The sequence below is a fragment of the Butyricimonas muris genome, assembly GCF_046365375.1.
GTDB lineage: Bacteria > Bacteroidota > Bacteroidia > Bacteroidales > Marinifilaceae > Butyricimonas > Butyricimonas muris.
The window spans coordinates 112,036-124,743 of record NZ_JBKEIT010000001.1; the positions used below are offsets into that span (position 1 = coordinate 112,036).

The following is a 12,708-nucleotide window of genomic DNA, read 5'->3' on the forward strand; positions in this document are numbered from 1 at the left end:
CCTTACTTAACTATTAGTATTCTAGTAATCATTGAATTGTAAATAATAACTCTTGTTTTATTTGCCGCACAAATCCTCATTTGTTTAACATTCAAAAAACGTTGGTTTAATGATAGTGGAATGTTACATAAAAGAAGGAGTTATATGTTTGTGAATAAGTGGTTTGTAGTGGTAGCGAGTATGGTCGTTTGTTTTTCATGCAGTTCCAGCAAGGAGATTGTCTATTTGCAGGATGTGAAGGAAAATGAGCGACTTGAATCGGACTTCGAGTACAAGACTGTCATTCACGTTGATGATTTATTGTCAATCGTGGTTTCTTGTGATGACACGGAGGCGGCATTGCCTTTCAATACTCCTATGATTGGCTTGGGGCGGGACGTGACATCGACCAACCAACAGGTTGCTCCCGGTTATCTCGTGGATAAAGAGGGGTATATTGATTTTCCCGTGCTGGGGAAATTGCGTGTGGACGGTATTTCCCGTGTCGAATTGTCGGAAATGCTGAAGACGAAATTAGCGATGTACTTGAAAAATCCGATAGTGACGATACATTTCCAGAATTTCAAGGTGACTGTTTTGGGCGAAGTCCGGAGTCCGGGCAGTTACAGAGTGACCAGTGAGCGAGTATCTATATTCGATGCGCTGGGCATGGCGGGGGATTTACAGATTAATGCCAAGAGAAAAAACGTGCTGATTATGCGCGAGAACGGGAAAGAGAAGACTTTTGCCCGTTTGGATTTGACTTCGGCGAATCTTGTTTATTCCCCGTTTTTTTATTTGCAGCAGAATGATGTGGTTTACGTGGAGCCTAGCAGGGGGCGTATCGCGGGAGGTAATGCGGGAACTTTTTTGCCTTACGTTTTGTCCAGTGTGTCGACATTAGTGACGGTACTCGCGTTGATACTTAGATAGGTGAAAGGTTTTCTCCGGGTTGGTTGTATTTTTTAGTTTTAATGAAACGAGAGTGTATGAACGTGAATGGTAGTGAGGTCTATGTGCCTGAACAGGAAGAAACGATTGATTTAAGGATGTTGTTTTACAAGATTATCGCGCGGTGGCGGTGGTTTCTCGTGTCTGTGCCTTTGTGCGTGGGGGCGGTATTGATTTATTGCATGATGCAGGAACCCGTGTATAACGTGACGAGTAAAGTGATGATCAGCGACACGAAGAAAGGGGAGTTGGGCACTAGCGTGATGATGAAGGAAATGGGATTTTTCCAAGGGGATAAATACGTGGAAAATGAATTGATAGAGTTGCAGTCCAAGAATTTAATGCGGGAGACGGTATGTGATTTGGAGTTGAATATTTGTTACAGTCGTGAAAGTGTCTTGAGAGGGACTGAGTTATACAAGGATTCCCCTGTAAACGTGTTGGTTGATCGTCCCGAGTTGATAAAAGACACTTGTTTTTTCGTGACATTGACGAGTGATACGACGATTTCGGTGACAGCCCCGGACGGGAAAGTTGTGCACGAGGGGCGTTTTTCGGAACGGATTCCGGTTGGTGATTACGCTATATCCGTGGAGAGGAGTGAGGTGTACTCCGCGGAGAAGGTGGAACGGGTGCGGGTGGATTTGTATTCCTACGATTCGGCAACGAAGAATTTTTACAAGAAACTGGAGGTGTCACCTTTGGACAAGAACACGAACGCGCTTCGTTTGTCGGTTAAAGATGTCGTGCCGCGACGGGGAAAGGAGCTGATCCGGGCACTGATAGACCGTTACAACGAAAACGGGGTGGCGGACAAACAGGTTGTTTCCGCCAAGACGGTGGAGTTTATCAATGCCCGACTTGAAGTGATTAACCGGGAATTGGGCACGATAGAGGATGATGCCGAGCGTTTCAAGCGAACGAATAAGTTGACCAATCTTGCTTCTGATGCCGAGTTCGTGATGGAGCGTAAGAAATTGACGGGGACGGAATTGTTGAAGTTGCAGACCGAGTTCGATGTAGCGCGTAGCATCCGGGAGTTATTGGAAAAAAGGGAAGGGAACGAGTTCGGTTTGCTCCCCGAGAATCTGGGTATCTCGGACGAGGGGATGAATAGCGGCATATCCCGTTACAACGAAATGGTGTTGCGAAGAAATAAACTTTTGCTTAGTGCCCGGAAAGATAATCCTATCGTGACGGGATTGGATATGCAATTGCGAGAGATGAAGGAGAGTATCCGCGAGGCGGTGGGTAACGTGGAGAACGGTTTGGAAATAAAGATAAACACGTTAGAGCGGGAGAACCTTTCCGTTGACAAGCGATTGACTTCCGTGCCCGCGCAGGAAAAACAGTATCGGGCGATAGCCCGGCAGCAAGAGTTGAAAGAGAATCTTTTTCTTTTCTTGATGCAAAAACGGGAGGAGGCGGAGATCGCTAAACTGGTGTATGTTCCGACGGCGAAGATTATTGAAGACCCCGACGCGGGAGAAGGACCGGTATCTCCCCGTAAGGCTATGTTGTTGCTGGTCGGTTTGATGCTGGGGATTGGGCTTCCCGCGGGAATCGTGTTGGTGAGGGATATGTTGGATAATAAGGTGAGGAGTATTGAAGATATCGAGAGAAATGTCAAGGTTCCTTTGTTGGGTTCATTCCCGGAGGTGACCGGGGAGAAATTAATCGCCCGGGAAGATTTCGTGCAATCGGAATCCATGCATCTGATTCGGGAAAAGCTGAATTATATGTTGCGGCAAAAGGTTTGTCCGGTGGTTATGGTTACTTCGACCATTCCCGGTGAAGGAAAGTCTTTGATCGCGGCACATTTGTCAAACGCTTACGCGAAGACGGGTAAAAAGGTGTTGTTGATGGGGTGTGATTTGCGTAATCCCAGTTTGCATAAGTTTCTGGGAGAGAATAGCACGAAAGGTTTATCCGCTTACTTGGCAGGGATAGAGGGCGACTTGGCAAGCTTGATTTGTCCGGTGGAAGAACATCTGGATGTTTTGTTCGGTGGTGCGGTACCGCCTAATCCGGTTCAATTGCTTGCCGGGGAACGGATGGGTGAATTGTTGGAAAATATGAAGCAGCGGTATGATTGTATCATACTGGATACTCCCCCGGTAGGGATGCTTGCCGAAGGGTTTGCCTTGGGTAAGTGGGCGGATGCCTGCGTGTACGTGGTGCGGGCGAATATGTTAAAAAAGGAGGCGTTAAGGTTGGTCGCCGCGATAAACGGTGAAGGACGTCTGCCCGATATGGGAATAGTGCTGAATGATTTACGCGCGGACGCGGGAGGATACGGTTACGGGTATGGCTACGGGTATGGTTACGGGTATAACAAAAAAAATGTAAACGAATAGATATGTTGTTCTTCAAGCGTCACCGGAAATTTGTTTTTGACTACAAGCGGGATGTACACTCGCACGTTTTGCCTGCCTTGGATGACGGTGTACGTACCATGGATGAAGCAATTTTGATTATTCGTCGAATGGTGGCGGCGGGTTTGTGTTGTTTGACTTGTACTCCGCACGTGGCGTTTCCCGCGTTGATGAATAGTCGCGGGGATATCGGGAGCATGTTCGTATTATTGAAGTCGCGTCTTGTACAAGAGGGAATAGATATAGTCGTGGATATGGGAGCTGAATATCGTATGGGTGAGTTTATGTTGGGGTTATTGGAACAAAACGAGATTATTGCTTCTGCCGCGGGGGAGGTGCTGGTCGAGCATAGTTTCGTGGCTCCATCGGTACATGCGGAGGAGATTATTTTCAGACTGCGGGGTAGTGGGTACATGCCTGTGATGGCACATCCGGAGCGTTATTCTTTTTACGCGGGTAACATAGTAAAGCATTGTGAATACTTGAAGTTACTAGGGTGTAAGATTCAAGTAAACTTACTCTCGTTTGCCGGATATTACGGGAAAGAAGCACTAACGGGTGCCCGGAAATTATACGGTACGGGGTTGGTGGATTATTACGCCGGGGATATTCACAATTTGCGACAGGAGATGTTGTTGGAAAAACTAATAGGGGGAGCCTTTTTTTAATTTCTTTTTTCGAATATTACTTTTTTGAATGTTTGAGCTCCTCCTACTTCTCGTGTATCGGTCGAGGAATTTTGATTGTCTGTTGATGCTTGATTATCAGATAATAAAATATTCTCGGTTAGGAATGAAATTTTGTAATTCTTGGAAAATCTGACTATAAATAAACGATCGTTTATTACGATTGTCAACAAACATGTGTTGTGAGAATGGATAATTTTATAACTTATTATTTACTAGGAGTAAAAAATAACCAATTAACATTGTCGATTATCGGAATTATTAATATTTTTGCGAATAAATAAACGATGGTTTATTTATTCGCTCACGGTCGGTTCGGGAGCTGGTTGCATTTATTTCTCAATGTCCAGTGAGTGTTGTTAAGATATTGAAAATGAAAACGATAAAATAATGATAAGGAAGTGTACATTAATAACAGGGATTCTGGTATTGTTGATGATATTACGCGTGAACGCGAACGAAAGTACAGCGGATGTTATTTCTACGGATGCCGCGGTGTTGTACACGGGTGAGGAAAGTTTTTTGATTCCGGACACGGTATTCCGGAAATTTTGTATTGAACTGGGATGTGCCGATGAAAAAGGGTACATTATTCCGGCAGAGGCCGCGAAAGTCACGTGGCTTAGTGTCGGTAGAAAGAATATCGTGTCGCTGGAAGGCATCAAGTATTTCACTTCACTGGAAAAGTTGACTTGTTATTACACTCCTCTTGCTTCGCTGGATGTATCGGGATGTAGCTCGCTAAAAGAATTGTACTGTAATCATAATGCCTCGCTTGTTTCCTTGAACGTGAACGGGTGTACGTCATTGGAGAAGTTGTATTGTTACAATACTCCGCTCGTGGAGCTGAATGTGTCGGGATGTAAGTCTTTGGTTTGCCTAAGGTGCCACGATAATACTTCCCTCGTGACGTTGTACGTGAAGGGATGTGCGGCGTTGAAAGAACTATATTGCCATAACGATCACCTCTCGGGGTTGGACTTGTCCGGGTGCACTTCGTTGAGGACTTTGTATTGTTATGGCAATTTTATTACTCGTTTGGATGCGACTGTTATGCCTGAGGGGAAGGGGTTCCGGCTTTTCTGCGGTAATCAGACCTCGGACGGTGTGACCGGACAATCTTTGGAATTGACATTGACTCCCAAGCAAAAAGAACGTTGGGATGACTACATGATATCCAACGGGAGTAATGTTCGGGTGAACGTTGCCGTGAGATGAAACATGTTTTCTCTTTTTTTCGTTTATAAGGTAGGTTATCCATGGGGTAACTCGTGAGATTTATCAACTTAAAACGGAGGTATTATGAAGGAGAAAGAGAAAAATGATCGGGAGAATGAAGGGAAGAAAGTGAATCGGCACGCAGAGAAGAATATCCCTTCCAAGCAGGACAAGAGTTGGGTAGGAGAAAACCAGATGCCACAACGACAATTTGACAAGACCGAATTAGAGAGAGAGAAAGGCGACGGTTTAAAGAGAAAATGCAAAAAATAAATCGTTTTATCTTCTTTATCAGGTTGGGCTAAAATAGGTCTGTAAAGTCGATAAAGGATTGAATTACGGTGTTTTATCCGAAAATATTTGTACTTGATTGACTTTATAGACTTTTTTTTCTTGTAGTATTGTTTGTTTGAATAATTATTGTAAATTTGCAGTGATATTTGAGTTTTGATTTGATTACAGAGTGTTTGCCTTTCATCGTATTTTAAATGTATCGTTAAGCAGACTTTCCTTAGGCAATTATTCAACCTCAAAAGCATTTATTAATTATTTTAAAGTTTGTATTAATGAACATTTACATTTCAAATCTAAGTTACGAAGTGAGTGACAGTGACTTAAAAGAATTATTCGAGGAATACGGTGAAGTTTCTTCAGCAAAAGTAATCATGGACAGAGAGACCGGACGTTCAAGAGGTTTTGGTTTCGTGGAAATGTCTGACGATGTACAAGGACAAAAAGCTATCGACGAGTTGAACCAAGCTGAATATGACGGCAAGGTAATCAGCGTGAACGTGGCTAAACCGAGAACGGACAGACCTGCCGGAAATCGCGGTGGTTTTAACCGTGGCGGTGGTGGCGGACGTGATCGTCGCAGCGGAAACGGTGGCGGCGGACGTAGCTTCGAGAGAAGATACTAATTTGTCATTGGGACAAGATATATTAATAAACGGTAGCGGAAGTTACCGTTTATTTTTTGTGGAAATAGTGGTGTTCCTCCCTGTTTCCGTTGATATTCTGTTGAGGAACTATTCAAGAAAGAACTCAATGCGGGTATAATATCAAATCAAAAACGTTTCAAAGACGCTCGTGAACGTCTTTGAAACGTCTTTGTATCGAAGGTGAAACGTCTTTGTTCCCTTATTACCCCCTATTCTCTTCCTATATACTTACTTCTCTATCCGTGAAAACCATTACCGCGGGTGAATGGGCGAGAATATATGACGCGGGGTATTCTTTTGCCTTGCGGATGATTTGTTCCATGATTTCCTGTTTTTCTTTACCGATAACGGGAACCAGTATAGCGGAACTTTTCAAGATAACGGTTCCGGTCATGGTGATGCGTTGTTGTCCCGTGATAGGGTGTTGGGATACGGCATATACGCGACGATCCGTGAGCAAGTTCATGTCATTGGGGAATATGGAAGCCACGTGTCCGTCCGTGCCTACACCGAGGATAACACAATCGAAACGGGGTGCGGTGGAATAACCCGGAAGTTCCCATTTTACCATTTCCGAGTAGCGTTCCGCTTCAACCTTGGGTTCTTGTTCTCCCCAGATACGGTGAATATGGTTTGCGGGTATCTCCAGCGGGATAAATAGCAACTGATCGGCATGCTTGTAGTTGCTTTCGTCCTCGTCCGGCGCCACGCAACGTTCATCCACCCAGTAGAAACGAATGTTGTTCCACGGGATAATTTCTTTGTATTCTTTTACCCATAACTTGAACAGCGCTTGTGCCGTGCTACCCCCGGACAGAGCCAAGTGGAAAGGCTTTGACTTACTTTTTTTTATCACCGCGACAAGCGCTTCGCTGGTTGCACGCAACGCTTCTTCCGGTGTTTTATAAGTTTCTATTTTCATGATATATGGTTATATGTCTTAGTATAATTTATGCATTTTATACGATGCAAGTTACATTTTATTCGTGATTAAAGCAATAATTTTGCCTTGAAAGCTTGAAAAAATCTTAACGTGACATCATTTGTCGGCAGCTTTTGTTGAAACGGCGGATAAAGAGAGCCGCCGCGAACATAAGACCACCGCAGAATCCGGAGAGTAGTCCGGGAGCCCCGAAGTCGAGTAAAATACCCGTGACGTAGGCGAGCGGGACGGCAACAAAGACATAGGAAATGAAAGCGTATATCATGGGGCGTTTCACGTCGGTGATACCTCTTAACGCGCCGAGAGCGGTGACCTGTAGCCCGTCGAATATTTCGAAAACCGCGACGACGTAGAAAAGGCGGCGTGCCACTTCAATCACTTCCCGGTCGGGCGTGAAGACGGAAGCGATTTGGGCCCCGAAAAGAGCGTAGATAATGGCCGCTCCCGTCATAAAGACCACGGAAAGACGAAAAGCCGCGTGAGCGTGACGGCGCATCTTGGCGAAATTATGACGCCCGAATTCGTGGCTGATAAGTATCGTGGAAGCCCCGGCAATCCCGCTGGATATCATGAAGGTGAGGTTAATCATGGATAACGCTATCTGGTTGGCGGCAAGAGGCACCGTGCCAAGCCAACCCATCATGACCGTGATGAGGCTGAGGGAGAGAAATTCGACTACCATTTGTCCGGCGATGGGGTAACCCACTTGCAGGAGTTGTTTTATTTTGCGCCCGCTGACATTTGTCCGGCGGAAGAACTGAAAGACGGTGGCGTGTATGGCGGAGCGGCGTGTATAAAAGAGAAATACCGCGGGCATCATGGTTCTTGATATCAAGGTTGCCAGTCCGGCTCCCGCTACCCCCAGATTCGGGGCACCCAGTTTACCGTATATAAACATGTAGTTGAGAATGATATTCATGACGTTGCATGATATCGTGATGACCATGGCCACTTTCGTGTTACCGATGCCTTCCATGTATTGTTTGAATGTCATGAAGAGGATGAAGGGAATGACCGACAGGGAGGTCAGTATGTAATAGCCTTTACTTAGCACGATCACTTCCTCGGGTTGTCCCATCATGGATAAAAAAGGCATAAGAGAGAAGAGAAAGGCGGTGAGCAAGAGTGATACCGCGGTGTTCACCAGAAGTGAGTTCTGGAAGAATCCCGCTACCCGTTCGCTGTCGTTCTGGGCATGTGCCTGTCCGACGAGGGGAGTGAGTCCCGTGGCGATACCCATCCCGACGACCATCGTGTTCATGATGATGATACCGGCAAGGGATACTGCCGCCAGTTCGGGAGCGCCGAGACGCCCGACCATGATGTTGTCCGCCATTTGCACCACCGCTTGTCCCGCCAGCGAGAGCATGATGGGGAAGGCGATACGGACGTTGTCTTTGTAATATGATGAACTGATTTTCATGCCTTTTTGTAAACGGGGGCAAAGGTACGATTTAGTTTGTAAAGTTCATAAGGTTACGGGAGAATAACACGTCCGAAAACCGGGGGCGGTCGGCGGGGAAACGGTGGAGTTATTCTGAAGTTCTCCTGAAGTTCTCCTGCAGTTATTCTAACGGGGTTAGAATAACTGCAACTTATCTATTGTTTAACTCTAGGATAGAGTGCAGGTCTACACGAGGGATGGGCATCGCTTATGGAAGGGGAAATCGGGAGAAAAATAGTTGAGAAAAGTGAAACAAATGTAACCGCCCTTGTCGTATAAAAAGGTATAAGACTAAATTTTAAGTAATTTAACCTTAATATTAAGCTAAATAATTTGCGAAGATGAAATAAGTATCTATCTTTGGATATATTAAACGAGAGAAATGAAGAAGACAGTATTTCAATATTTTTCACTGTTACTTTTGCTTTTGGCAATCGGGGTAAGCGCCTTTGGAGAAACTGATTCCAAAGGGGAGAAGCCCGTGCCGACAGTTCCGGGTACGGAGCAGTCGCGGGACGATTCCAAGGTTGCCACTTCTTCCGCTGACCGACATGGTGCTTTCGAACGCACGTTGGTTTTTTCCAGTCAGCAGATCGCGAACGGAAGTAGTCGGGAGCAACAAATCTCGTTCTCTATTTATCGCAAAATCCAATTAGCGTATCACAAGTCAGAGTATGGTATTCGGGTAGAACGTTCCATTGAAAGTTTTTCCGAATTGTTGGGTATTCGTTATATACAGGGATTCTACCTGTTCGACTTGTGTAAAATCGTCATTTAGCCACACGTAAGTCAAGTATGTCCGTGCCATATCATTGTGGTACAGGTGTTTTGTATGCCTGTATAAAATGATGAAAGAGGGTGCTATGCTCTGTTGTACAGATGTTTAGTGTGAAATCGGTATTCATGTAAGGATACGGACAGGTCCTTTACACCCTATTATTTTCAATTATTTTAAAGAGATTGACTTATGGAAACTACAAGTACAAAAATGAGTGATAAGATTACAAAGTCTGCATTATTCCAAACGTTATACCCGATCGTGGTTATGCTTATCGTTTTCGGGTTGGTATTCCTTGCTTTATATTGCGCGTTATAAATATTAAAATACATTAGACATGAAAAAGACTGCAACATCTACAAAGGGGGCAAAGAGAAATTTAGGTATTTCTGCTTTCCCGATAATCATTTTGTGTTTTATTCTTGCAATGATTATTTATCATTTCGTTTATGGAAATCCGGCTAATTTTATAAACAATGACCCGAACAATCACCCGTTACCCGGAAATCTCTTGGGTACGATATATAAGGGAGGGGTAATCGTGCCGATTATACAGACTTTATTATTCACGGTCTTGACGTTGAGCGTTGAACGTATGATCGCTTTACGCAAGGCGAAAGGGAAAAAGAATCTCCAGCAATTCGTGACCAAAGTGAAAGGTCAACTGGAAAGCGGGGATATCGAAGGAGCCCGTAAAGCGTGTGATGAACAGAAAGGAACGGTGGCGAATGTTATAAAGTCATCGCTTTCTACTTACACGCAGGTCGACGGTTGTGATACTTTGACGAAAGAAGAGAAGCAACTCGCGGTGCGGAAAGACTTGGAAGAGGCTACCATGCTGGAGTTGCCTACCATGGAGCAGAATCTGGGGGTTATCGCCACGATTACCACGCTGGGAACTTTGATGGGGCTGCTCGGTACGGTTATCGGTATGATCAAGTCGTTTGCCGCCTTGTCCTCTGCCGGGGGTACGGATTCTATCGCTTTGTCGACAGGTATTTCGGAAGCGTTGGTAAATACCGCGTTCGGTATTGCCACGGGGGCTTGCGCTGTTATCGCTTACAATTTCTTTACAAGTAAGATAGACGGTATCACGCATAGTATTGATGAAATCGGTGCTTATATCGTGCAAACATTCACGGTGAAGAACAGATAGTTTGAACCTTTAAACACACGAGTTATGAGTCAGAAGATAAAGAAGAAATCGACGTTTATCGACATGACCGCCATGAGTGACGTGACGGTGCTGTTGCTAACGTTCTTCATGCTGACCTCGACGTTTATCCAAAAGGAACCGGTGAAGGTGAATCCGCCGCAGTCGGTTTCGGAGATCAAGATTCCCGATGCCAATATCGTTTCTATACTGGTGGAACCCTCGGGAAAGGTGTTTATGGGGTTGGATAAGCCGCAAGACAGAATGGAAGTTTTGAAGAAAATGGGCGAAAGTTACCAGATCGAGTTTACTAATGATGAGTTGAAGAAGTTTAGTTTGTGTAACTCTTTCGGGGTTCCGATTCAAGGAATGAAGCAATTTCTCGCGTTATCGCCCGAAGATCAGGATAAAGTGTTGATGAATTACGGTATTCCTTGCGATAGCACGAATAACCAGTTTAAATCGTGGATGCAGTTTGCCCGCGAGGTGAACAAGGATTTGGTGATCGCAATCAAGGCAGACCAAAGTACACCTTATCCGCTGATAAAGGATATTATGGCGACGTTGCAGGATTTGCGGGAGAACAGGTACAACCTGATAACCTCTTTGCGAAATATGCCTAATGTATGACCGGGTTGGACGTGTTAATTTGAAACGATAAGATTATGGCAGAGATACAAGATAACGGAGGCGGAGAACGCAAGAAAGGTAAACAGAAGAAGTTTAGTATCCGGGTGGATTTTACTCCCATGGTGGATATGAATATGCTGTTGATAACTTTCTTTATGCTCTGTACTTCCATGAGTAAGCCCCAGACAATGGAAATCAGTATGCCCCGGAAGGATTTGTTGAACGAGCAGGAGCAGAATAAGGTGAAGGCTTCGAAGGCGATGACCATTTTGTTGGGAAAGGAGGGGAAGGTGTACTATTATATGGGAGAACCGGATTACGAGAATCCCGATATGGTGCAGGAAACAGACTTTTCCCCGAACGGGTTGAGAGCGATTTTGCTGGGACGTAACCAGATCGTGATGCAAAAGATCCGGGAGTTGAAACAGAAAAAGGAGAATCTGGAAATCACGAACGAGGAGTACTTGAAAGAGTCCGCCGAGATTCGGAAAGAGAAAGATTCGCCTGTAATATTGATTAAGGCGACGGATTTCGCTAACTATAAGAACCTGATTGATGTGCTTGACGAGATGCAGATATGCAATATCGGTCGTTACGCGATCATGGATGTTACACAGGGCGATTTACGCTTGTTACAGGATAAAACGCACGACGGGTACGCTGATGATTTGAAGGAGGTTATCGAGTACCGGGAGTTAAAACAGTAAGGTATGGCAAAAGATATTCATATAAATTCGATTGAATGGTGCGACCTCGTGTTTGCCGGGAAGAATAAAGATTACGGCGCTTACGAATTGCGTAAGCAGTCGTCCCGGCGGCATCTGACAGCTTATATAGTGATTATAGGCTGTGTCGTACTGGCAATGGTACTTCCTGCCTTCATTCGTTTTCTTACCCCGGTGAAGGCGGAGGAAAAGATGGTAGCGGTGACCGAGCTTTCTAATTTGAAGATGGAGTTACCGGAGGTGAAGGAAGAGAATAAGATCGTGGCGGTGAACGTGCCGCCTCCGCCTACATTGAAGACGACAATCAAGTTTACCGCTCCCGTGATCAAAAAAGACGAGGAGGTGAACGAGGCAGACGAGATGAAGACACAGGAGGAGGTGAATCAAGCGAAAGCGGCTATTTCCGTGGCGGACGTGAAGGGAAATGATGACGAGAACGGTCAGGATATTGCTGATTTGGAAGATCACAAATTGATCGTGGCGAGTGATGACGAGGTATTTCAAGTCGTGGAACAAGCCCCGGAATACCCGGGAGGTATGGCCGCCTTGATGAAATGGATCGGTAAAGAGATCCGTTACCCGTCTATTGCCCAAGAAATGAACATCGCAGGAAAGGTTATCGTGCAGTTTGTTATCGGGCGTGATGGTTCGGTGCGCGATGTGCAGGTCATTCGTTCCGTTGATCCTTCGTTGGATCAAGAAGCTATCCGGGTCGTGAAAGCGATGAAGAAATGGATTCCCGGTAGACAGCGGGGAGAAGCTGTATCCGTAAGATTCACGTTGCCGATATCATTTAAATTGCAACAATAAGCAATTGAAAATTGAAAATGGAGAATTGAAAATGAATTCCTTGCTTGGTTTTGGGCTCGATTTAAAATGGAGTGGGGA

Annotated in this window: 14 protein-coding genes; 12 read left to right on the plus strand and 2 right to left on the minus strand. The window is 45.1% G+C overall.

The genetic code is table 11. The features are described from left to right. The first annotated feature begins 144 nt into the window (after window positions 1–144). The 6 genes from ACK8P8_RS00430 to rbp all read left to right on the plus strand — a co-directional run bounded on the left by ACK8P8_RS00430 (window position 145) and on the right by rbp (window position 6,126). Window positions 145–912, plus strand: coding sequence for a polysaccharide biosynthesis/export family protein (locus ACK8P8_RS00430; protein WP_099293017.1), 768 nt, complete (start codon window positions 145–147; stop codon window positions 910–912). A 56-nt stretch (window positions 913–968) separates the two neighbouring features. After that, window positions 969–3,287 carry a GumC family protein gene (locus tag ACK8P8_RS00435; protein WP_410025402.1) on the plus strand — a complete coding sequence of 773 codons (2,319 nt, stop codon included), beginning with the start codon at window positions 969–971 and terminating at the stop codon, window positions 3,285–3,287. Between the two features lie 2 nt (window positions 3,288–3,289). Continuing rightward, window positions 3,290–3,973 carry a tyrosine-protein phosphatase gene (locus ACK8P8_RS00440; RefSeq protein WP_369859936.1) on the plus strand — a complete coding sequence of 228 codons (684 nt, stop codon included), beginning with the start codon at window positions 3,290–3,292 and terminating at the stop codon, window positions 3,971–3,973. Between the two features lie 408 nt (window positions 3,974–4,381). After that, window positions 4,382–5,209, plus strand: a complete 828-nt coding sequence (locus ACK8P8_RS00445) for a leucine-rich repeat domain-containing protein (RefSeq protein WP_186975762.1) — start codon at window positions 4,382–4,384, stop codon at window positions 5,207–5,209. A gap of 84 nt (window positions 5,210–5,293) precedes the next feature. Then, window positions 5,294–5,482: a hypothetical protein gene (locus tag ACK8P8_RS00450; protein ID WP_099293009.1), complete on the plus strand. Its 189-nt coding sequence runs from the start codon at window positions 5,294–5,296 to the stop codon at window positions 5,480–5,482. 293 nt (window positions 5,483–5,775) lie between these two features. Further along, on the plus strand, window positions 5,776–6,126 hold the full coding sequence (gene rbp / locus ACK8P8_RS00455; protein ID WP_099293007.1) for an RNA-binding regulator: 351 nt from the start codon (window positions 5,776–5,778) through the stop codon (window positions 6,124–6,126). Window positions 6,127–6,367: 241 nt separating this feature from the next. Here rbp and pgl read toward each other — a convergent pair whose 3' ends face one another. Beyond that, a complete protein-coding gene (pgl, locus tag ACK8P8_RS00460; RefSeq protein WP_099293005.1) occupies window positions 6,368–7,069 on the minus strand; it encodes a 6-phosphogluconolactonase in 702 nt (233 codons plus the stop codon). A gap of 106 nt (window positions 7,070–7,175) precedes the next feature. Then, on the minus strand, window positions 7,176–8,513 hold the full coding sequence (locus ACK8P8_RS00465; protein WP_369859937.1) for an MATE family efflux transporter: 1,338 nt from the start codon (window positions 8,511–8,513) through the stop codon (window positions 7,176–7,178). Between the two features lie 403 nt (window positions 8,514–8,916). Between ACK8P8_RS00465 and ACK8P8_RS00470 the strand changes: the two genes are divergently transcribed. The 6 genes from ACK8P8_RS00470 to ACK8P8_RS00495 all read left to right on the plus strand — a co-directional run bounded on the left by ACK8P8_RS00470 (window position 8,917) and on the right by ACK8P8_RS00495 (window position 12,630). Further along, on the plus strand, window positions 8,917–9,312 hold the full coding sequence (locus ACK8P8_RS00470; RefSeq protein ID WP_099293001.1) for a hypothetical protein: 396 nt from the start codon (window positions 8,917–8,919) through the stop codon (window positions 9,310–9,312). Between the two features lie 189 nt (window positions 9,313–9,501). Then, window positions 9,502–9,630, plus strand: a complete 129-nt coding sequence (locus tag ACK8P8_RS00475; protein ID WP_255302058.1) for a hypothetical protein — start codon at window positions 9,502–9,504, stop codon at window positions 9,628–9,630. Between the two features lie 19 nt (window positions 9,631–9,649). Continuing rightward, window positions 9,650–10,468 (plus strand): MotA/TolQ/ExbB proton channel family protein, encoded by an 819-nt coding sequence (locus tag ACK8P8_RS00480; protein WP_099292999.1) that lies wholly within the window; start codon window positions 9,650–9,652, stop codon window positions 10,466–10,468. Between the two features lie 24 nt (window positions 10,469–10,492). After that, the gene (locus ACK8P8_RS00485; protein WP_099292997.1) at window positions 10,493–11,095 is read left to right on the plus strand and encodes an ExbD/TolR family protein; all 603 of its coding nucleotides are present in this window, start codon (window positions 10,493–10,495) and stop codon (window positions 11,093–11,095) included. Window positions 11,096–11,130: 35 nt separating this feature from the next. Beyond that, window positions 11,131–11,802, plus strand: a complete 672-nt coding sequence (locus tag ACK8P8_RS00490) for an ExbD/TolR family protein (protein ID WP_099292995.1) — start codon at window positions 11,131–11,133, stop codon at window positions 11,800–11,802. A 3-nt stretch (window positions 11,803–11,805) separates the two neighbouring features. After that, complete coding sequence (locus ACK8P8_RS00495) at window positions 11,806–12,630, plus strand: energy transducer TonB (protein ID WP_099292993.1); 825 nt, start codon at window positions 11,806–11,808, stop codon at window positions 12,628–12,630. Window positions 12,631–12,708 lie beyond the last annotated feature (78 nt).